17 protein-coding genes are annotated in these 20,339 nt (G+C 66.5%); 13 read left to right on the forward strand and 4 right to left on the reverse strand.

Translation table 11 applies throughout. The features are described from left to right. Positions 1–53 precede the first annotated feature (53 nt). The gene (locus ACI766_RS23330) at positions 54–1,544 is read right to left on the reverse strand and encodes a helicase HerA-like C-terminal domain-containing protein (RefSeq protein WP_003114975.1); all 1,491 of its coding nucleotides are present in this window, start codon (positions 1,542–1,544) and stop codon (positions 54–56) included. 399 nt (positions 1,545–1,943) lie between these two features. Here ACI766_RS23330 and pctA point away from each other — a divergent pair, with 399 nt between their 5' ends. From pctA to ACI766_RS23355, 5 genes are all read left to right on the forward strand, one after another. Beyond that, positions 1,944–3,833, forward strand: a complete 1,890-nt coding sequence (gene pctA, locus ACI766_RS23335) for a methyl-accepting chemotaxis protein PctA (protein ID WP_003148125.1) — start codon at positions 1,944–1,946, stop codon at positions 3,831–3,833. Positions 3,834–4,069: 236 nt separating this feature from the next. Then, the gene (gene pctB / locus ACI766_RS23340; RefSeq protein WP_003148126.1) at positions 4,070–5,959 is read left to right on the forward strand and encodes a methyl-accepting chemotaxis protein PctB; all 1,890 of its coding nucleotides are present in this window, start codon (positions 4,070–4,072) and stop codon (positions 5,957–5,959) included. A gap of 317 nt (positions 5,960–6,276) precedes the next feature. Then, entirely contained in the window at positions 6,277–7,392 is a 1,116-nt protein-coding gene (locus ACI766_RS23345; protein WP_003101181.1) for a glycosyltransferase family 4 protein, read from the forward strand. Beyond that, positions 7,385–8,146: a DUF2334 domain-containing protein gene (locus ACI766_RS23350; protein WP_023104871.1), complete on the forward strand. Its 762-nt coding sequence runs from the start codon at positions 7,385–7,387 to the stop codon at positions 8,144–8,146. Before ACI766_RS23345 ends, ACI766_RS23350 begins: the two co-directional genes overlap by 8 nt. Beyond that, a complete protein-coding gene (locus ACI766_RS23355; protein ID WP_003120851.1) occupies positions 8,143–9,144 on the forward strand; it encodes a lysylphosphatidylglycerol synthase transmembrane domain-containing protein in 1,002 nt (333 codons plus the stop codon). The genes ACI766_RS23350 and ACI766_RS23355 overlap by 4 nt, the downstream gene beginning before the upstream one ends. On the opposite strand, the gene ACI766_RS23360 is transcribed toward ACI766_RS23355, so the two are convergent. Then, entirely contained in the window at positions 9,119–9,331 is a 213-nt protein-coding gene (locus ACI766_RS23360) for a hypothetical protein (RefSeq protein WP_003101176.1), read from the reverse strand. The genes ACI766_RS23355 and ACI766_RS23360 overlap by 26 nt on opposite strands. 49 nt (positions 9,332–9,380) lie before the next feature. Beyond that, entirely contained in the window at positions 9,381–10,232 is an 852-nt protein-coding gene (gene purU / locus ACI766_RS23365) for a formyltetrahydrofolate deformylase (RefSeq protein WP_003101174.1), read from the reverse strand. Between the two features lie 259 nt (positions 10,233–10,491). On the opposite strand from purU, the gene mvaT reads away from it, so the two are divergent. Further along, positions 10,492–10,866 (forward strand): histone-like nucleoid-structuring protein MvaT, encoded by a 375-nt coding sequence (gene mvaT, locus ACI766_RS23370; RefSeq protein WP_003093888.1) that lies wholly within the window; start codon positions 10,492–10,494, stop codon positions 10,864–10,866. 84 nt (positions 10,867–10,950) lie between these two features. Here mvaT and sbcB read toward each other — a convergent pair whose 3' ends face one another. Beyond that, on the reverse strand, positions 10,951–12,393 hold the full coding sequence (gene sbcB, locus ACI766_RS23375) for an exodeoxyribonuclease I (protein WP_023104872.1): 1,443 nt from the start codon (positions 12,391–12,393) through the stop codon (positions 10,951–10,953). 224 nt (positions 12,394–12,617) lie between these two features. Here sbcB and ACI766_RS23380 point away from each other — a divergent pair, with 224 nt between their 5' ends. From ACI766_RS23380 to ACI766_RS23410, 7 genes are read left to right on the forward strand one after another with little or no spacing between them, the layout of a single operon-like run. Next, a complete protein-coding gene (locus ACI766_RS23380; RefSeq protein WP_003101171.1) occupies positions 12,618–13,355 on the forward strand; it encodes a hypothetical protein in 738 nt (245 codons plus the stop codon). Between the two features lie 37 nt (positions 13,356–13,392). Further along, positions 13,393–14,190, forward strand: a complete 798-nt coding sequence (locus ACI766_RS23385) for an RDD family protein (protein WP_003123273.1) — start codon at positions 13,393–13,395, stop codon at positions 14,188–14,190. Next, on the forward strand, positions 14,187–15,167 hold the full coding sequence (locus ACI766_RS23390; protein WP_003093893.1) for a stage II sporulation protein M: 981 nt from the start codon (positions 14,187–14,189) through the stop codon (positions 15,165–15,167). The genes ACI766_RS23385 and ACI766_RS23390 overlap by 4 nt, the downstream gene beginning before the upstream one ends. Next, complete coding sequence (locus tag ACI766_RS23395; RefSeq protein WP_003112782.1) at positions 15,154–16,725, forward strand: DUF4129 domain-containing protein; 1,572 nt, start codon at positions 15,154–15,156, stop codon at positions 16,723–16,725. Before ACI766_RS23390 ends, ACI766_RS23395 begins: the two co-directional genes overlap by 14 nt. Then, positions 16,722–18,005 (forward strand): DUF4350 domain-containing protein, encoded by a 1,284-nt coding sequence (locus ACI766_RS23400; protein WP_003123274.1) that lies wholly within the window; start codon positions 16,722–16,724, stop codon positions 18,003–18,005. The genes ACI766_RS23395 and ACI766_RS23400 overlap by 4 nt, the downstream gene beginning before the upstream one ends. Then, a complete protein-coding gene (locus tag ACI766_RS23405; protein WP_003112780.1) occupies positions 18,002–19,009 on the forward strand; it encodes an AAA family ATPase in 1,008 nt (335 codons plus the stop codon). The genes ACI766_RS23400 and ACI766_RS23405 overlap by 4 nt, the downstream gene beginning before the upstream one ends. Beyond that, on the forward strand, positions 19,006–20,337 hold the full coding sequence (locus tag ACI766_RS23410) for a DUF58 domain-containing protein (RefSeq protein WP_003112779.1): 1,332 nt from the start codon (positions 19,006–19,008) through the stop codon (positions 20,335–20,337). Before ACI766_RS23405 ends, ACI766_RS23410 begins: the two co-directional genes overlap by 4 nt. The last annotated feature ends 2 nt before the right edge of the window (positions 20,338–20,339 follow it).

Below are 20,339 nucleotides of genomic sequence, written 5' to 3' on the forward strand. Positions count from 1 at the left end.
ATCCAGCCCCCATGAAAAAGGCGCCTGCGGGCGCCTTTTTCATGGCCTGGCGCTCAGCGCCGCTTCTTCCCGCCCATCAACGAGCCGAGCAGGCCACGCACCAGCTCCCGGCTCAACTGGTTGGCCGCCTGGCGCATGGCGCTCTTCACCGTCGAATTGGACAGCAGGCTGCCGAGAATCTGCCCGGCCATGCCGCCGACGCCGGACGAGCTTTCCTGCTGAGCAGTCGCCTGGCCCTGGACCTCGGGTTTGGCGCCCGCCTTGTTCGCCAGCACCTCGTAGGCCGACTCGCGATCGATCGGCTGGTCGTAGCGACCCTTCAACGGCGACCGCTGGACCAGTTCAGCGCGCTCGCTGTCGCTCAGCGGGCCGATCCGCGAATAGGGCGGCGCCACCGCGACGCGCTGGACCATGGCCGGCGTGCCCTTTTCCTCCAGGGTGCCGACCAACGCCTCGCCGATACCCAGTTCGGTCAGCACCCCCAGGGTGTCGAACGCCGGGTTCGGGCGGAAACCGTCGGCCACCGCGCGCAGCGATTTCTGCTCCTTGGCGGTGAAGGCGCGCAGGCCATGCTGGATACGCAGGCCGAGCTGGGCCAGGACATCGTCCGGCAGGTCGCCCGGCGACTGGGTGACGAAGTACACCCCGACGCCTTTCGAGCGGATCAGCCGGACCACCTGTTCCAGGCGGTCGCGCAAGGCTTTCGGCGTACCGTTGAACAGCAGGTGGGCCTCGTCGAAGAACAGTGCCAGCACCGGCTTGTCGGCATCGCCGCGCTCCGGCAGTTGCTCGAACAGCTCGGCCAACAGCCAGAGCAGGAAAGTCGCGTAGACCTTCGGCGCCTCGTGCACCAGGCGGCTGGCGTCGAGCAGGTGGATGCGCCCGCGCCCGTCCGGCTCGGGGCGGAGGATGTCTTCCAGTTGCAGGGCAGGCTCGCCGAAGAAGGCCTCGGCGCCCTGCTGCTCCAGAGTGGCCAGGCGGCGCAGCAGCGCCTGCCCGGAAGCGCCAGTGAACAGCGCCCGGTCCTCGCCAAGGATTTCCGGATTGTCCTTCAGATGGTTGAGCAGCGCCTTCAGGTCCTTCAGGTCGAGCAGCAGCAGGCCTTCCCGGTCGGCCACCTGGAAGGCGGCGAACAGCGCGGCCTGCTGGCTATCGGTCAACTCCAGGAGGTTGGCCAGCAGCAGCGGGCCCATCTCGCTGATGGTGGTGCGCAACGGGTGGCCGGTCTTCCCGGCGATGTCCCAGAGCGTGGTCGGGTAGGCCTTCGGCTGGTAGTTCAGCCACGGCATGCTGGCGATACGTTCGGCGACCTTGCCCTGCGGGTTGCCCGGCGCGGCGATGCCGCACAGGTCGCCCTTGATGTCGGCGGCGAACACCGCGACACCGGCATCGCTGAAGGATTCGGCGAGGTGCTGCAAGGTCACCGTCTTGCCGGTACCGGTGGCGCCGGCGATCAATCCATGACGGTTGGCCAGGCGCCAGGCCTGTCCTACCGGCTGGCCATCGGGGCCAGCGCCGATCAACAACTCATTCGCTTGCGACATCCATTCATCCTCGGGACTAAAGCTCCGGCACGCTGTGCCGACAGTAAGGGAAAGCTCTTGTGCAACGGGGCTTCCAGCGGAACCCGCGTACCAATATGCGCGGGTTCCCGCGAAGGGCGTCGGGCCAGCGCATCGACCCGATCTGGCCGTCCAGCTTCAGCGAAGACCTTCGGGCCTTGCTGAGACAGGAAAAATCGCCATCGTATCCGTATCACGCATTCTTCGGAGCCACCCAGGGAACCGTGGCTTCGTGGCACAAGGCCGTGCCTGGGTCGACGGACTACCCACCCGCGCGACCCGCCCGACGCTGCAAGGCGTACGGAAAGCCCCTGCGCCCGCGGAACGGTCGCAGGGGTCTGGTCAAAGACTGGCGCTACATACTCCTGGACGCAATACAACATGATCAAAAGTCTGAAGTTCAGCCACAAGATCCTCCTCGCGGCCTCCCTCGTGGTGTTCGCCGCTTTCGCACTGTTCACCCTCTACAACGATTACCTGCAGCGCAACGCGATCCGCGAGGACCTCGAAAGCTACCTGCGGGAAATGGGTGACGTGACTTCCAGCAACATTCAGAACTGGCTCGGCGGCCGTCTGCTGCTGGTCGAGCAGACCGCCCAGACCCTGGCCCGCGACCACAGCCCGGAAACCGTCAGCGCCCTGCTCGAACAGCCGGCCCTGACCTCGACCTTCAGCTTCACCTACCTCGGCCAGCAGGACGGCGTCTTCACCATGCGTCCGGACAGCCCGATGCCGGCCGGCTACGATCCGCGCAGCCGGCCCTGGTACAAGGACGCCGTGGCGGCCGGCGGCCTGACCCTGACCGAACCCTACGTCGACGCCGCCACCCAGGAATTGATCATCACCGCGGCGACACCGGTGAAGGCCGCTGGCAACACCCTCGGCGTGGTAGGCGGCGACCTCAGCCTGAAGACCCTGGTGCAGATCATCAATTCGCTGGACTTCAGCGGCATGGGCTACGCCTTCCTGGTCAGCGGCGACGGCAAGATCCTGGTGCACCCGGACAAAGAGCAGGTGATGAAGACCCTGAGCGAGGTCTACCCGCAGAACACGCCGAAGATCGCCACCGGTTTCAGCGAGGCCGAATTGCACGGGCATACCCGCATCCTCGCCTTTACCCCTATCAAGGGCCTGCCTTCGGTGACCTGGTACCTGGCGCTGTCCATCGACAAGGACAAGGCCTACGCCATGCTCAGCAAGTTCCGCGTCTCGGCCATCGCCGCCGCGCTGATCTCCATCGTCGCCATCCTGGTTCTGCTCGGCCTGCTGATCCGCCTGCTGATGCAGCCGCTGCACCTGATGGGCCGTGCCATGCAGGACATCGCCCAGGGCGAGGGCGACCTGACCAAGCGCCTCGCCGTGACCAGCCGCGATGAATTCGGAGTGCTCGGCGATGCCTTCAACCAGTTCGTCGAGCGTATCCATCGCTCGATCCGGGAAGTCGCCGGGACCGCGCACAAACTGCACGACGTCTCGCAACTGGTGGTGAACGCCTCGAACTCTTCGATGGCCAACTCCGACGAGCAGTCCAACCGCACCAACAGCGTCGCCGCGGCGATCAACGAACTCGGCGCCGCCGCCCAGGAAATCGCCCGCAACGCCGCCGATGCCTCGCACCATGCGTCCGACGCCAACCACCAGGCCGAGGACGGCAAACAGGTGGTCGAGCAGACCATCCGCGCGATGAACGAGCTTTCCGAGAAGATCAGCGCCTCCTGCGCCAACATCGAGGCCCTCAACAGCCGCACGGTGAACATCGGCCAGATCCTCGAAGTGATCAAGGGCATCTCCGAGCAGACCAACCTGCTCGCCCTCAACGCCGCCATCGAAGCCGCGCGCGCCGGCGAGGCCGGACGCGGCTTCGCAGTGGTCGCCGACGAGGTGCGCAACCTGGCCCATCGCGCCCAGGAGTCGGCCCAGCAGATCCAGAAGATGATCGAAGAGCTGCAAGTCGGCGCCCGCGAGGCGGTGGCCACCATGACCGAGAGCCAGCGCTACAGCCTGGAGAGCGTGGAGATCGCCAACCGTGCCGGCGAAAGCCTGAGCAGCGTGACCCGGCGGATCGGCGAGATCGACGGGATGAACCAGTCGGTGGCCACCGCCACCGAGGAGCAGACCGCGGTGGTCGACTCGCTGAACATGGACATCACCGAGATCAACACCCTCAACCAGGAAGGCGTGGAGAACCTCCAGGCCACCCTGCGCGCCTGTGGCGAGCTGGAAACCCAGGCCGGGCGCCTGCGCCAACTGGTGGACAGCTTCAAGATCTGAGACCGGCCGGTCTCGTCGCCGAACCGGCGGACAACCGCGATGCGGTTATCCGCCCTGCCGACGAAAAGCGCCCACGGGCGCTTTTTTTCGTTCTCCAGGTCGCATTCGGTGAAACCATTCATCCGTTGCGCTAAAGCTTCCGGACTTGCCGCCGACAGACACGGCAAGCCTTGCAGTTGCGATCCAACTGGGGCTGTTCACGACAGCGCGCCCGCGCCTCCCGGATGCAAGAAACCATGATCAAAAGTCTCAAGTTCAGCCACAAGATCCTGCTCGCCGCCGCGCTGGTGGTGATCGCGACCTTCTCCCTGTTCACCCTCTACAACGACTCCCTGCAGCGTGCCTCGATCCGCGAGGACCTGGAGGACTACCTGCACGAAATGGGCGAGATCACCGCCAGCAACGTGCAGAACTGGCTGAGCGGGCGCATCCTGCTGATCGAGAACCTGGCCCAGACCCTGGCCCGCGACCACAGCCCGGAGACCACCCAGGCCCTGCTGGAACAGCCGCTGCTGGGCTCGACCTTCCTCTTCACCTACCTGGGGCAGACCGACGGCACCTACACCGCGCGCCCCACCAGCGACCTGCCGGCCGACTACGACCCGCGCCGCCGCCCCTGGTACAACGCCGCCACCAGCGCCGGCCAGACCACCCTCACCGAACCCTACATGGAGCCGGCCATCCACGAGCTGGTACTGACCATCGCCAGCCCGGCGCGCCAGGGCGGCCAGCCGTTCGGCGTGGTCGGCGGCGACCTCAGCCTGCAGACGGTGGTGAAGATCATCAACTCGCTGGACTTCGGCGGCATGGGCTACGCCTTCCTGGTCAGCGGCGACGGCAAGATCCTCGTCCATCCGGACAAGGACCAGGTCATGAAGAGCCTCAGCGACGTCTACCCACGCAACACGCCGAAGATCGGCAGCGGCTTCAGCGAGGCCGAGCTGCACGGCAACACCCGGATCCTCAGTTTCTCTCCGGTCAAGGGCCTGTCCGGCCTGGACTGGTACATCGGCATCTCGGTGGACAAGGACAAGGCCTATGCCATGCTCACCAAGCTGCGTACCTCGGCGATCGTCGCCGCGCTGATCGCGGTGGTCGCCATCGTCCTCCTCCTCGGCATGCTGATCCGCGTACTGATGCAGCCGCTCACCGACATGGGCCGCGCCATGCAGGACATCGCCCAGGGCGAAGGCGACCTGACCAAGCGCCTGAAGGTCACCAGCAACGATGAGTTCGGGGCCCTGGCCATTTCCTTCAACCGCTTCGTCGAGCGTATCCACGAATCGATCCGCGAGGTCGCCGGCACCGCTCGCCAACTGCACGACGTGGCGCAACTGGTGGTGAACGCCTCGAACTCCTCGATGGCCAACTCCGACGAGCAGTCCAACCGCACCAACAGCGTCGCCGCGGCGATCAACGAACTCGGCGCCGCCGCCCAGGAAATCGCCCGCAACGCCGCCGATGCCTCGCACCACGCCTCCGACGCCAACCACCAGGCCGAAGACGGCAAGCAGGTGGTCGAGCAGACCATCCGCGCGATGAACGAGCTTTCCGAGAAGATCAGCGCCTCCTGCGCCAACATCGAGGCCCTCAACAGCCGCACGGTGAACATCGGCCAGATCCTCGAAGTGATCAAGGGCATCTCCGAGCAGACCAACCTGCTCGCCCTCAACGCCGCCATCGAAGCCGCGCGCGCCGGCGAAGCCGGACGCGGCTTCGCAGTGGTCGCCGACGAGGTGCGCAACCTGGCCCACCGCGCCCAGGAGTCGGCCCAGCAGATCCAGAAGATGATCGAGGAACTGCAGATCGGCGCCCAGGAAGCGGTCAGTACCATGACCGAGAGTCAGCGCTACAGCCTTGAAAGCGTGGAGATCGCCAACCGTGCCGGCGAACGCCTGAGCAGCGTCACCGGACGGATCGCCGAGATCGACGGGATGAACCAGTCGGTGGCCACCGCCACCGAGGAGCAGACCGCGGTGGTCGATTCGCTGAACATGGACATCACCGAGATCAACACCCTCAACCAGGAAGGCGTGGAGAACCTCCAGGCCACCCTGCGCGCCTGCGGCGAGCTGGAAACCCAGGCCGGGCGCCTGCGCCAGCTGGTGGACAGCTTCAAGATCTGAGCACTGCCCGAGCCGTAGCCGAACCGGCGGATAATCGCGCCGCGGCTATCCGCCCTGCCCCCGGCCATTCGTAGGGTGAACAACGCCAACGGCGTTGTTCACCCTTATCCTGCCAGGATGCCTCCCGAGGCATGCCTTCCTCTCCGCCCGCTCCCTCTGCGACCTATTCCCGCGCTGGCTGCCGCAAGCGCGCCGGCTCGCGCTTTCTTTCCTAGACTTGAAGCTACCCACGGCTCCCGCACACCGTTCGAACGACTGCCGGTGCCGGTGGTCCACTGAGTGGCAGAAGGAACAAGCTCAACGGAGGAAGGCCCATCGTGCACATCGCCGATATGACCATGTTCTACGCGCCTGCCAGCGGGGGGGTACGCACCTATCTCGAAGCCAAGCATCGCCATCTCTGGCACTATCCCGGCATTCGCCACAGCGTGCTGGTTCCCGGCGCCAGCTACCGCCAGGCGAACGGCATCCACGAGGTGCCGGCGCCGCCGCTGCCATTCGGCAATGGCTACCGCTTCCCTCTCCGTCGCGGCCCCTGGCGCAAGGTGCTGCGCAATCTGCAACCGGACCTGATCGAGGTCGGCGACCCCTACCTCACCGCCTGGGCGGCGCTCGACGCGCGACGTCGGCTGGACGTGCCGGTGATCGGCTTCTACCACTCCGACCTGCCGCTGCTGGTGAGCAATCGCATGGGCGCCTGGCTCGGCACCAACGCGGACAACTACGTCAGCAAGCTGTACGGCCACTTCGACCGGGTCCTGGCCCCCAGTCGGGTAATGGCGGAAAAGCTGATGCGCCTGGGCGTCGCCGACGTGCATGTACAACCGCTGGGCGTCGACCTCGTCACCTTCCATCCGAGCAACCGCGATCCGGGGCTGCGCCAGGAACTCGGCCTGGACGAGGAAACCCGCCTGCTGGTGTTCGCCGGGCGCGGTTCGCGGGAAAAGAACCTGCCGGTACTGCTCGACGCCATCCAGCGCCTCGGCGACGGCTATCACCTGTTGCTGGTGGGTTCCAACATGCCGACCCGGGTTCCGCGCAACACCAGCGTGGTCGACCATTTCTGCGACAGCCGCGAAGTCGCCCGCCTGCTGGCGAGCAGCGACGCGCTGCTGCACGCCGGTGACCAGGAGACCTTCGGCCTGGTCGCACTCGAAGCGATGGCCAGCGGCATTCCGGTGGTGGCGGTGCGCGCCGGGGCACTGGCGGAAATAGTCCCGGAGCGTTGCGGCGTGCTCTGCGCACCGAACAACGGCGACGCCATGGCCTGCGCGGTGCGCGAACTGTTCAGCCACGACGTCGAGCTGCGCGGCCAGCGCGCCCGCCGTCACGTCGAGCGCCAGCATGCCTGGGACGCGGTGGTCGCCGGTCTGCTCCTGCACTACCACGCGGTACTCGGCGACAGCGAGGCGAGGTTCCCGCGCTATGGCTGAACGCAGCCTGCTGCTGGTGTTGCACGACGTGGCCCCGGAAACCTGGCCGGACTACCGGCCCTTCGTCGAGGCCGTGGACGCGCTCGGTGAGGTCCCCATGACCTGGCTGGTAGTGCCCGACTTCCACCATCGCAACCCGCTGGAAGCCGACGAAAAGTTCTGCAAACTGCTCTCGCGGCGGGTAACCCGGGGTGACGAACTGGCTCTCCACGGCTTCTATCACTACGATGACGCCCCACCACCGCGTACTCCAGGGCAATACTTCATGCGTCGCATCTACACCTGGGAGGGAGAGTTCTATGCCCTCGACCACGCCGAGGCCAAGACCCGCCTGGCCGCCGGCATCGAGCTGTTCCGCCGCCGCGGATGGCCGCTGCACGGTTTCGTCGCGCCGGCCTGGCTGATGAGCGCCGGCACCCGCCAGGCGCTCGGCGAGAGCGGGCTGCGCTACACCAGCGACCCGTCCAACCTGTATCTGCTTCCCCACCTGCAACCGATCGAGGCCCCCGGCCTGGTCTGGAGCGCGCGCAGTGCCTGGCGTCGCGGCCTCTCCTGGGCGCTCAGCGAGCAGCGCCGCCGGGCCTGGCGCGCAGCGCCGGTGATCCGTCTCGGACTCCATCCGGTCGACATGCGCCATCGCTTTTCCCGCGAATACTGGCTGAGTACCCTGCGCACCCTGCTATCCGAGGGGCGCCAGCCGTTGACCAAGATCGACTGGCTGGAGCGCCACCTCGCCCTGGACCGCGCGGCATGAGTCGAGGCTGGTTACTGCTGTTCGGTTTGATCGGTGCCTCGCTGATTCCGCTGGTGCTCGGCGGCAGCGACATGTTCCCGCGCTTGCGCGCCTTCCCGCTGGACAGTCTGCTGCTGATGTTCGGCATGATCGTGGTCTGCTGGTTCATCAACGGCCTGCGCCTGCGCCTGCTGCTCGCCGGGCGCGCCGGCAAGCTCGGGCAATTGCAGAGCGTCGGCATCATCATGGCCAGCGAATTCGCTTTCTGCGCCACTCCGGGCGGCAGCGGCGGGCCGTTGACCCTGATGGCGCTGCTGGCCCGGCGCGGCCTGCGCCCGGCACAGACCAGCGCGGTGTTCGCGGTCGACCAGTTGGCCGACCTGACGTTCTTCCTCTGCGCCCTCGGCGCGATCCTGATCTATGCCCTCAGCCATTCGCTGAGCCCGAACATGGAATCGAGCCTGATCTTCAGCGCGGTATTCCTGGTCGGCCTGTTCGTCGGCGCGGTAATGCTGATCCGCTACCTGCACCAGGTGATCCGCTTCAACGGGCGGGTTCTGGCGCGGCTCGGCGTGTCATCGCGCAAGCGCCTGCACTGGGGCCGCAAGATCCTGCATTTCCGCATTGCCCTGCACGACAGCCTGCGCCTGCCGAAACGACGCCTGCTGGCGGTCTTCCTTCTCAGCAGTACGCACTGGCTACTGCGCTTCAGCGTGCTCGATCTGACCCTGCGCGGCCTGGGAGTGGATATCCAGTGGGCCTGGACCTTCCTGATCCAGATGGTCTCGCTCAGCGCCGGACAGCTCTCGCTGATCCCCGGCGGCGCCGGCGGCACCGAGCTGACCTCGGCGGCCCTGCTGGCCCCCATGATCGGCAAGTCGACGGCGGCGGCGGCCATCGTCATCTGGCGAGCGGTGACCTTCTATTTCTACCTCGTCGCCGGCGGCCCGGTGTTCGCCGTGCTCGCCGGACGCCCGCTGCTGAAGAAGCTGATCAGCAGTCGCGAGGCTTCTTCCTGAGCGTATCCTCGGCGTCAGCCTCGCCCGTCTCGCTGGCGCTCTCCTGGATACGCCGCCAGAGTTCGGCCGCGCCGGGAAACTCGGTTCCGTCCTCGTCGCCGAGGGCGTCGATGTCGTAACGGCTTGTGCAACCCTCGCCGAGGGTCGGTGGCGGGCTGGCGGTGCCCGCCGACCTGGGATCGCTCATGTTCGTTCCTCCGGGTGCCGGCCCTGGCCGGCATTCCAGGGAAGCCGACTCAGTCGAACACCACCGTCTTGTTGCCGTGTACCAGTACGCGGTCTTCCAGGTGATAGCGCAGTCCGCGCGCGAGCACCAGTTTTTCCACATCCTTGCCCAGCCGCACCATGTCTTCGACGTTGTCGCGGTGAGTGACCCGCACCACGTCCTGCTCGATGATCGGACCGGCATCCAGTTCCTCGGTCACGTAATGGCTGGTCGCGCCGATCAGCTTGACCCCGCGCTTCGACGCCTGGTGATACGGCTTGGCGCCGATGAAGGACGGCAGGAAGCTGTGGTGGATGTTGATCACCTGGTGGGCGTACTTGCGGCACAGGTCCGGCGGCAGGATCTGCATGTAGCGAGCCAGGACGATGCAGTCGGCGCCATGTTCGTCGATCAGCCGGGAAACTTCATCGAAGGCCGGCTGCTTGTCCTGCGGATCGACGGGAACGTGGAAATACGGGATGCCGTGCCACTCGACCATGCTGCGCAGGTCGTCGTGGTTGGCGATCACGCAGGGAATCTCGCAGTCCAGTTCGCCGCTGTGCCAGCGGTGCAGCAGATCGGCCAGGCAATGGGACTCCTTGCTGGCCATCAGCACCACGCGCTTCTTCACCTCGGAATCGGTGATTCGCCATTCCATGGAGAATTCGCGGGCGATCGGGGCGAAAGCCTGGCGGAAGCCATCCAGGTCGAACGGCAGAGAGTCGGCACGGATCTCGTGGCGCATGAAGAACCAGCCGTTATCGTTGTCGGAATGATGGCTGGCTTCGGTGATCCAGCCATTGTAGGTGGCCAGGAAGTTACTCACCTTGGCAACGATCCCGACCCCGTCGGGACAGGCGATCACCAGCCGAAAAGTGCGCATGGGTATACTCCAGAAACATCGCGAAAGGCCGCCATTCTAGCGGCATGGCGGGAAAAGTTCAGCCTCGGCGAAGGTCTTTCGACAGGCTGTTGCGCGAGAGAATAAACCCGCACAACAGGGCAATCCCGATGCGGAATTAATTACTTTGAATTTCATCGAGAAAAGTTTTCATCGCGGTTTACTTACAGTTTCGCCCTGACTATTATTGAATCTACTTACATGCCCGCCACCGCCACTCAGCACAGACAAGGTACCTGACATGTCCCTGATCAACGAATATCGCGCCACGGAAGAAGCCATCAAGGAACTTCAGGAGCGCCTGAAGTCCCTGGAACAAGACGACAAACTGAAAAAAGAACTGGAATTCGAAGAGAAGCTGCGCACGCTGATGGGCACTTACCAGAAGTCCCTGCGTGACGTGATTTCCCTGCTCGATCCGGACGCCAAGATCGGCAAGAGCACCCGCACCGCCAAGGCGCCTGCCGGCAAGCGCGCGCGCAAGGTCAAGCAGTACAAGAACCCGCACACCGGCGAAGTCATCGAGACCAAGGGCGGCAACCACAAGACTTTGAAAGAGTGGAAAGCCAAGTGGGGCCCCGAGGCCGTCGAGAGCTGGGCCACCCTGCTCGGCTAAACCAGTCAGTTCCACGAAGAACGCCAGCCCAGTGCTGGCGTTTTTCATTTCCGCCGGATTGTATCGGCTCCTCTGCCTGCGCCCTCAAGTCTCCAGCGAATAGCGTTGACGCAGTTCCGCGGCGTAATCGCGCCAGGCCGCAAGTACCGCCGGCAATGTGCCGCCCTGCTCTTGCCGACAAGCCTCCAGCGCCGCCTCGAAGGCCGGCAAAGTATTCGGTGCGCCGTATTCTTCATGGGACAAACGATTGCGGCAGAAGCTTTCCCATTGTTGGCGCTCGGCTGCATTTAAAGTTTCCGGGAAATTTCGCGCACGATAGCGGAAGAACAACTCCTGCAAACGGGCATCGTCGAAGGGCCATTGTTCTTTGGCCAATTGCTCCGGTTCGGCAAGGCGCAGCTGTTCACAAAGGCGTCGATCCCGATCGCCAATAAATCCGTCATACAACTGTTGCTCGGGGTCGTCGCTGGCGGAGAAACTTTCTTCGCCATATAGCGCTGTCAGTTTGTCCGCCCAGACGGTTTGATGCTGGCGCAACAGCTCGGCTTTTTGCTGGCACTCATCGAGTTCGATGCCGGTTCGCTGGCGATCCTCGGCGCGCAATACCGACAGCGGCGCCACCACCGGGCAACGGTTGACCTGGATCTGCTTCAGCGGCACCGGCAACTCGCCCTCGGCCAGTTCGTCGCGACGGGTATACAGGCGCCTGCGCAAGTCTTCGGCCGACAACTCCAGCAGCGGCGCGGGATCGGCGCAGAGGTCGCAGACGATCAGAGCATTGCGGTTGCGCGGGTGCCAGGCCAGCGGCAGGACCACCGAGAGGAAATGGCGCTCCGCGGAAAAGCGTCCGGAGACATGCACCAGCGGCTGCAGCAGGCGCACCTGGTCGAGCACCTTGTGCTTGCTGCGCAACTGGTAGAGGTAATCGTACAGGCGCGGCTGGCGCTGACGGATCAGGCGGGCCAGGGCAATGGTGGCGCGGACATCGGAAAGCGCGTCGTGGGCCTGCCCATGCTCCAGGCCGTTCGCCGCGGTGAGCATTTCCAGCTTCAGCGACAGCCGGCCGTCCAGCTGCGGCCACTGGATGCCCTCCGGGCGCAGGGCATAGGCGGTACGGACCATGTCGATCAGGTCCCAGCGGCTATTGCCGCCTTGCCACTCGCGGGCGTAGGGATCGAAGAAGTTGCGGTACAGGCTGTAGCGCGTCACTTCGTCGTCGAAGCGCAGGGAGTTGTAGCCGGCCACGCAGGTCGCCGGCTGCGCCAGTTGGGCGTATACCCGGGTCATGAAGTCGGCCTCGGACAGCCCCCGCTCGGCCAGCCGCTGGGGAGTGATGCCGGTGATCAGGCAAGCCATAGGGTGGGGCAGGATATCGTCGCTGGGACGGCAATACAGGTTCATCGGCTCGCCGATCTCGTTCAGCGCCTCGTCCGTGCGGATCCCGGCGATCTGCAACGGCCGGTCGCGGCGAGGGTCGATGCCGGTGGTTTCGTAGTCGTACCAAAAAATACTCGCGTTCACGGTCATTCCCTTTCTGGCGGCACCGGGCAGTCTACCAGTGACTGCCGCGAAGCTCGCGACCCACTTCGGGGATTTCCAGGTTTTCCAACGAACTCACGGAAAGCGCCGTAGGCACGGCCCGCCAGGGCGCGTCAGTGCGCATATCTGCCATCCGAACCTTGCGTTGTCCCCTCCGCCCTCGCTAGCATTCCGCTCGCACGGATGCCCGTTTCACTGACAAGGACAGCACCATGAACGACACCAGCAATCCCTACGCCACCCCCGCCAGCGCCCTGCAACCGACCCAGGCGGTGCCGCCGGTCATCGGCGACTACGACTTCCGCATCGGCGACGTGATCAGCGAAGCCTGGGCCAAGATCAAGGGCGTCAAAGGCATCCTGATCGGCGCCTTCGTGGTCTACAGCGTGGTGATCCAGACCATCACCTTCATCCTCACCCTGCTCTTCGGCGGTATCGGCCTGATGAGCGAGGCCGATCCCATCGCCTTCGCGGTCGGCCAGATGATCGCCAGCCTGGTCGCCACGGCGGTGGGCTACCCGTTCTTCACCGGCCTGACCATGATCGGCATCCGCCGCGCCGCCGACCAGCCGGCGACCTTCAACGAAATGTTCAACTACTTCGGCATGCTGGTGCCGCTGCTGCTCACCGGCCTGCTGATGATGCTGATGGTCTACGTCGGCTTCTTCCTGCTGATCATCCCCGGTCTCTACCTGAGCGTCGCCTACATGCTCGCCCTGCCGCTGGTGGCCGAGCGCGGCCTGACGCCCTGGCAGGCCCTGGAAACCTCGCGCAAGGCCATCAGCCGCCACTGGTTCAAGGTGTTCGGCCTGCTGCTGGTGCTGAGCCTGCTGATGCTGGTGAGCATGATCCCGCTGTTCATCGGCCTGATCTGGACCGGCCCGCTGTTCGTCGTCTCCATGGGTATTCTCTACCGCACCATCTTCGGCGTTCGCCCGCTGGGCAACTGAGGTGCAGACCGGGCCGTCGCGGCGGCCCGGTTGCCTGATGACGCCACGCTGGCTAGCATCTGACTTTCCCCGACACGGCCCCCCGATGCCACCGAACGCAGCCGCTCGCCTCGTCGCGCCCGCCTCCCGGCCAGGCGCCGAGGTCCTCGACACCCACTACCACGTGGAAACGCCGGAAGGCATCGACCTGCTCCTGCGTCCCGCCGGCGTCGTCCCCCGGGCCCTGGCCTATACCATCGACCTCTGCATCCGCGGCCTGATCATGCTGGTGCTGATGCTCGGCCTGGCGTTCCTGGGCAAGCTCGGCGCCGGCCTCGGCCTGCTGCTGACCTTCATCATGACCTGGTGGTACATGGTCCTCTTCGAGGTGCTCAACCAGGGCCGCTCGCCCGGCAAGCAGATGATGGGACTGCGCGTCGTCCACGACGACGGCACTCCGGTGGGCTGGGCCGCGTCGCTGCTGCGCAACCTGCTGCGCTTCGCCGACATCCTGCCCTTCGGCTACGCCCTCGGTCTGCTCTGTTGCCTGAACCATCCGGCCTTCAAGCGCCTGGGCGACATCGCCGCCGGCACCCTGGTGGTCTACCGCGAACCCGAACTGAGCCGGCCCAGCCTGCCTGACGTCGAGCCGCAACTGCCGCCCTTCCCCATGAGCCTGGAAGAACAGCGCGCCTTCCTCGGTTTCGCCGAACGCGGCGCGGCGCTTTCCTCGGCACGCCGCGAGGAACTGGCGGGCATTCTCGCCGAACCGCTGGGCGTCGAGCCGGTACGCGCCCAGGCCGAGATCAACGGCATCGCCCGCGGCTTTCTCGGCCTGCGTCAGGAGAGCGCATGAAACAGAGCCTCTTCGAACAGCGCCACCAGGCCGCCTGGCAACGCTTCGACAAACGCCTCGCCTTCCTCGAGAAAGGCAAGAAGCTGGAAGGCTCCAGCGACGACTTCGCCGCCGATTACCGGCGCCTCTGCCAGCAACTGGCGCTGGCCCAGGAGCGCGGCTACAGCAGTCACCTGATCGACCAGTTGCAGCAACTGGCGATGCGCGGCCACCAGCAGTTCTACCGGCACCGCAGCCACCTCGGCAGCCGCATCCTCGGCTTCCTGCTCGCCGGCCTGCCGCGCCTGGTCCGCGAGGAGTGGCGCAGCATCGCCGTGGCCAGCCTGCTGTTCTACGGCAGCGCCCTGCTCATGGGGCTGCTGGTCTATCACTTTCCCGACCTGATCTACAGCGTGGTCAGCCCGGACAAGGTCAGCGAGATGGAGTCTATGTACGCCCCGGAAACCACCCGCCTGGGTCCGTTGGGGGCACGCGACACCAGCGACGACTGGGAAATGTTCGGCTTCTACATCATGAACAACATCGGCATCGCCTTTCAGACCTTCGCCAGCGGCGTGCTGCTGGGACTCGGCAGCCTGTTCTTCCTGCTGTTCAATGGCCTGATGATCGGTTCGGTGGCCGGCCACCTGACGCAGATCGGCTACGTGCAGACCTTCTGGCCGTTCGTCATCGGCCACGGCGCGTTCGAACTGACCGCCATCACCTTCGCCGGCGCCGCCGGCCTCAAGCTCGGCTGGGCGCTGCTCGCGCCAGGTCGCCTGACCCGCGGCGAAGCCCTGCGGCTGGCCGCCCGGCGCAGCGTGCAACTGATCGCCGGGGTGATCGTGCTGTTGCTGCTGGCGGCCTTCACCGAGGCCTATTGGTCTTCCATCAGTCATTTCGAGCCGCGGGTGAAGTACGCGGTCGGCGCGGTCCTCTGGCTGCTGGTCGGCAGCTACTTCCTGTTCGCCGGACGGAGCCGCCATGCGCCTGACTGACGCCAGCGTGGCGATCCGCCCGCGCAGCGCCTGGGAAGCGCTCGACCTCGGCATCCTCCTGGCGCATCGCCATGCGCGCCTGCTGATGGGCAGCTGGGCGTTGCTGACCCTGCCGCTGTTCGCCGTGCTCAGCCTCCTGCTGTGGCAGCATCCGACCCTGGCGATCCTGATCTTCTGGTGGCTCAAGCCGGCCTTCGAACGGCTGCCGCTGTACATTCTCTCGCACGCCCTGTTCGGCGATACGCCAACCCTGAGGCAGGCCCTGCGCGCCTATCCCGCCCTGCTGAGGAAGCAGTTGCCGGCCAGCCTGCTGTGGCGCCGCTTCAGTCCGACGCGCAGCTTCGACCTGCCGGTCCTGCAACTGGAAGGGCTCGCCGGGGAGCCTCGCAGCCAGCGCCTGATCGTATTGTCCCAGCGCAACGCCGGCGGCGCGACCTGGCTGACCGTGGTCGGCGTGCACCTGGAAATGGCGCTCTGGGCCGGCTTCGCCATGCTTCTCTACCTGCTGATCCCGGCGCAGAACGAGATCGACTGGAACTGGCAGAGCCTGCTCGACCCGGAAGCCGGCGAGTGGCTCTGGCTGGAGCACCTGTCGAACCTGCTCTACGTCCTGGTGCTGGTAGTCTGGGAGCCGATCTACGTGGCCTGCGGCTTCACCCTCTACCTGAACCGGCGCACCGAACTGGAAGCCTGGGACATCGAGCTGGTGTTCCGCCGCCTGCGCCAGCGTCTGGTCGGCAGCGCCTATGTCCTGCTGCTCGGCCTGACCGCTTCGCTGGCCTGGCTGCCCGCCCCTTCCGCCTACGCCGAGCCGGCGGCCGCCACCAGCGCCGGCGAAGCCGAGCTGCCGCCCGAGCAGGCCCGCCTGCTGCGGCAGAAACTCAACAGCGAACAGGCCGGCAAGCAGATCCGGGCGATCGTCGACGGCGCGCCGTTCAAGAACAGCGAGACCGTTACGGGCTGGCGCTTCGGCGACAAGACCGAGAAAAAGGACAGCCGCAAGGAGGACGAAGAGCGGCTCAAGGCATTCTTCGAGGCCCTGGCCAACTGGGTGCCGTTCCGTCACGCGGCGCAGGTCATCGAAGTGCTGCTCTGGGCGCTGCTGTTCAGCGCGGTGTTCCTGCTGGTCTGGCGCTACCGTGAATGGCTGCGCCTGTTCGTCGGCAACCTGGGCTTGCCGCAACGGGCCCGCCGCGAAGCGCCGACGGTGATGTTCGGCCTCGATCTCAGTCCGGAAAGCCTGCCCGACGACATCGCCAGCAACGCCGAACGGCTCTGGAACGAGAAACCACGGGAAGCCCTCGGCCTGCTCTACCGCGGGCTGCTCAGCCGACTGCTGCATGACTACCGCCTGCCGTTGAAGGGCTCCCATACCGAGGGCGAGGTCCTGCGCCTGGTCGAAGGACTGGAGCAACAACGGCCGCTGCTGCACTACAGCCAACTGCTGACCGCCCAATGGCAGGCGCTCGCCTACGGCCACCGGCTGCCGGCAGACGACACTCGCCAGCGCCTCTGCGACGGCTGGCGCAGCCTTTTCGCCGCGGGAGCCAAGCCATGATGAGCCGGCGCGCGCGCTTCCTGCTGCTTGCCGTGCTCCTGCTGCTGGCCGGGCTGCTGGCGATCTTCCTGGCCAGCCGCCTGCAACCCTATACGGAGACGATCGACCTCGGCCCATCGCCGGAGGCCCGGCGCAATCCCTACCTGGCCGCCGAACTGTTCCTGCGCAAGCAGGGGGTCACGGTGAGCCGTGCCGACGGCCTTGAGGTCCTCAAGGAGCTGCCGCCCTCCGGGCATACCCTGCTCCTGCTCGGCAGCCGCTCCGGCATGACTCCCGGCCAGGCTCGCCGCCTGCTGCAATGGAGCGAGCAGGGCGGGCACCTGGTGCTGATCGCCGAACGCCTGTGGGACGAGGACGAGAAGAAGAGCGGCGACCTGCTGCTCGACAGCCTGGATATCCGCCAGTACCTCACCGAGGACTTCGACGACAGCCAGGACCGGGCCAGCGAGGAAACCGCCGACGCCGACGCCGACGCCGACGCCGACGAAGGTAGCGTCGACGACCACGCGACCGAAGCGCCGCCGGAGGACACCGCCGGCGAGGAAGAAGAACCCGCCGACAGCGTGCCGGACTATTCCGCACTGACCCGCCTGTACCTGGAAAACGAGCGCTCGCCGGCCTACATCGGCTTCGATCCCGACTACCACCTCTACGATCCGCAGAACCACGCCTACGCCTGGGCCAACAGCGGCGACGCCACCCACCTGTTGCAGATGCAGCACGGCAAGGGCCTGGTCACGGTGCTCACCGACGCCTGGATCTGGCAGAACCGCAACATCGAGCAGTACGACAACGCCTGGCTGCTCTGGTACCTGACCCAGGACAACCAGGTGACCCTGCTCTACCGCGCCGAACGCGACAGCCTCGCCACCCTGCTCGCCCGCCACTTCCCCGAGGCCCTGGCGGCAGCGCTGCTGCTGTTGCTCGCCGGCCTGTGGCGCGCAGGGCTGCGCCAGGGTCCCTTGCAGCCGGTGGCCAGCCGTTCGCGCCGGCAACTGGAGGAACACCTGCGCGCCGGCGCAGACTTCCTCCTCCGCCAGCGCGGCCACGTCGCCTTGCTGCACGGTCTGCAACGCGACATCCTGCGCAGGGCGCGGCGTCGCCACCCCGGTTTCGAACAGCTCGGCGTCGCCGAGCAATGGCAGATCCTCGGGCGCATGACCCGCCTGCCACCCAGCGCCATCAGCCAGGCCATGCGCCCATATCCGGCGCAGCGCCTTTCCGCTGCCGACTTCACCCGCCAGGTCGCCCACCTGCAAAGCCTCAGGAATGCCCTATGAGCGAACAGACGCCCGAACAACCGAGCACCGCGCCCAACCCGGCGCTCCAGCGCCAGCGCGCCAGCCAGCTGGCCCAGGCCCTGCGCACCGAACTGCAGAAAGCCCTGATCGGCCAGGGCGCAGTGATCGACGACGTGCTCACCGCGTTGCTCGCCGGCGGCCACGTGCTGGTGGAAGGCGTGCCGGGGCTCGGCAAGACCCTGCTGGTACGCGCCCTGGCGCGCTGCTTCGACGGCGGCTTCGCGCGCATCCAGTTCACCCCCGACCTGATGCCCAGCGACGTCACCGGCCACGCCGTATACGACCTCGCCAGCGAGCAGTTCAAGCTGCGCAAGGGGCCGGTGTTCACCCACCTGCTGCTGGCGGACGAGATCAACCGCGCGCCGGCCAAGACCCAGGCCGCCCTCCTGGAAGTGATGCAGGAGCGCCAGGTCACCCTGGAAGGACGCGCCCTGCCGGTGCCGCAGCCGTTCATGGTGCTGGCGACGCAGAACCCGATCGAGCAGGAAGGCACCTATCCGCTGCCGGAAGCCGAACTCGACCGCTTCATGCTCAAGCTGCGCATCGATTACCCGGCCGAAGCCGAGGAACAGACCCTGGTGCGCCAGGTGACCCGCTCCGCGCGCAGCGACATGCTCGACGTGGCCAACCTGCGGCCGCTGCTGAAGGACAAGGACGTTCTCGCCCTGCAGCGGATCGCCAGCGACCTGCCGATCGACGACCAGGTCCTCGACTATGCCGTGCGCCTGGCCCGCACCACCCGCAACTGGCCGGGCCTGGCCCTCGGCGCCGGACCTCGCGCGTCGATCGCCCTGGTCCGTTGCGGCCGGGCGCGGGCGCTGCTGCGCGGCGGCGAGTTCGTGGTGCCGGACGACATCAAGGGCTGTGCCCTGGCGGTCCTGCGCCATCGGGTCCGGCTGTCTCCGGAGCTGGACATCGAGGGGCTGTCGGTGGACCAGGTCCTGCAACAGTTGCTCGACCAGGTACCGGCCCCCCGCGTATGAAGCCATCGCGCGCCCTGCTGGCGCTGTTCGCCGCGCTCCTGCTGCTGGCCATCGGCCTGGGCAGCCTGTCGGCGCTCGGCCAGCGGTTGCCTGCGCAACTGCATACATTCTGGTGGGCGGCGCTCGCCGCGCTGCTCCTGCTCGGCCTGCTGGACGCCCTGTGGGCGCGCCGCCAGGCGGTGCCGAAGCTGAGCCGCCAGCTCAGCGGCAACCTGCCGCTGGGGCGCTGGAGCGAAGTGCGTCTGCATCTGCAGCACACCTATCGGCGTCCGGTTCGCCTGACCCTGTTCGATCACCTGCCGGCCGGCATGGATTTCGAGTACCTGCCGCAGGAGGTCGAACTGCGCCCGGGCGAAAGCACCGAGGTCGGCTACCGGGTGCGGCCGCTCAACCGCGGTCACTTCGTGTTTCCCCGCTGCGAGCTGGAACTGCCCAGCCCGCTGCGCCTGTGGCGGCAGCGCCGCTACCTGGAAGCACGCGGCGAGACCCGCGTCTACCCGGACTTCGCCCGCCTCTACGGCGCCGAACTGATGGCGGTCGACCACTGGCTCAACCAGATCGGCGTACGCGGCGGCCAGCGCCGCGGCCTCGGCCTGGAGTTCCACCAGTTGCGCGAATTCCGCGACGGCGACACCCTGCGCCAGATCGACTGGAAGGCCACCGCTCGCAAACGCACGCCGATCGCCCGCGAATACCAGGACGAACGCGACCAGCAGATCCTCTTCCTGCTCGACTGCGGCCGCCGCATGCGCAGCCAGGACGGCGACCTGTCGCACTTCGACCATGCCCTCAACGCCAGCCTGCTGCTGGCCTACGTGGCCCTGCGCCAGGGCGACGCGGTGGGCGCCATGACCTTCGCCGGCGACGACCGCCGGCATCTCCCGCCGGGCAAGGGCAGCGCCCAGCTCGGCGCGCTGCTCAACACCGTCTACGACCTGCAGACCAGCCAGCGTCCCGCCGATTTCCCGGAAGCCGTGCAGGCGGTGCTGTCCCGCCAGCGGCGGCGGGCCCTGGTGATCCTGGTAACCAACCTGCGCGACGAGGACGACGAAGAACTGCTCGGCGCGGTGAAACGCCTGGGCCGCCAGCACCGGGTGCTGGTCGCCAGCCTGCGCGAGGAAGTGCTCGACACCCTGCGCCACGAGCCGGTCGCCCGCTACGAGCAGGCGCTCGCCTACACCGGCACCATCGACTACCTGAATGCGCGCAACGGCCTCCACGAGAAGCTCGCGGCCCACGGCGTGCCAGTGCTCGATGCTCGTCCCAGCGAACTCGGGCCGGAGCTGATCAGCCGCTACCTGGGCTGGAAGCGCGCCGGCGTGCTTTGACG

The sequence above is a fragment of the Pseudomonas sp. DL genome (assembly GCF_047199225.1).
Lineage (GTDB): Bacteria > Pseudomonadota > Gammaproteobacteria > Pseudomonadales > Pseudomonadaceae > Pseudomonas > Pseudomonas aeruginosa.

Coding starts and splice junctions, on each gene's coding strand:
- ACI766_RS23330 (WP_003114975.1), bottom strand. CDS start 1,544: ATGTCGCAAGCGAATGAGTTGTTGATCGGCGCTGGCCCCGATGGCCAG.
- pctA (WP_003148125.1), top strand. CDS start 1,944: ATGATCAAAAGTCTGAAGTTCAGCCACAAGATCCTCCTCGCGGCCTCC.
- pctB (WP_003148126.1), top strand. CDS start 4,070: ATGATCAAAAGTCTCAAGTTCAGCCACAAGATCCTGCTCGCCGCCGCG.
- ACI766_RS23350 (WP_023104871.1), top strand. CDS start 7,385: ATGGCTGAACGCAGCCTGCTGCTGGTGTTGCACGACGTGGCCCCGGAA.
- ACI766_RS23355 (WP_003120851.1), top strand. CDS start 8,143: ATGAGTCGAGGCTGGTTACTGCTGTTCGGTTTGATCGGTGCCTCGCTG.
- ACI766_RS23360 (WP_003101176.1), bottom strand. CDS start 9,331: ATGAGCGATCCCAGGTCGGCGGGCACCGCCAGCCCGCCACCGACCCTC.
- purU (WP_003101174.1), bottom strand. CDS start 10,232: ATGCGCACTTTTCGGCTGGTGATCGCCTGTCCCGACGGGGTCGGGATC.
- mvaT (WP_003093888.1), top strand. CDS start 10,492: ATGTCCCTGATCAACGAATATCGCGCCACGGAAGAAGCCATCAAGGAA.
- sbcB (WP_023104872.1), bottom strand. CDS start 12,393: ATGACCGTGAACGCGAGTATTTTTTGGTACGACTACGAAACCACCGGC.
- ACI766_RS23380 (WP_003101171.1), top strand. CDS start 12,618: ATGAACGACACCAGCAATCCCTACGCCACCCCCGCCAGCGCCCTGCAA.
- ACI766_RS23385 (WP_003123273.1), top strand. CDS start 13,393: ATGACGCCACGCTGGCTAGCATCTGACTTTCCCCGACACGGCCCCCCG.
- ACI766_RS23390 (WP_003093893.1), top strand. CDS start 14,187: ATGAAACAGAGCCTCTTCGAACAGCGCCACCAGGCCGCCTGGCAACGC.
- ACI766_RS23395 (WP_003112782.1), top strand. CDS start 15,154: ATGCGCCTGACTGACGCCAGCGTGGCGATCCGCCCGCGCAGCGCCTGG.
- ACI766_RS23400 (WP_003123274.1), top strand. CDS start 16,722: ATGATGAGCCGGCGCGCGCGCTTCCTGCTGCTTGCCGTGCTCCTGCTG.
- ACI766_RS23405 (WP_003112780.1), top strand. CDS start 18,002: ATGAGCGAACAGACGCCCGAACAACCGAGCACCGCGCCCAACCCGGCG.
- ACI766_RS23410 (WP_003112779.1), top strand. CDS start 19,006: ATGAAGCCATCGCGCGCCCTGCTGGCGCTGTTCGCCGCGCTCCTGCTG.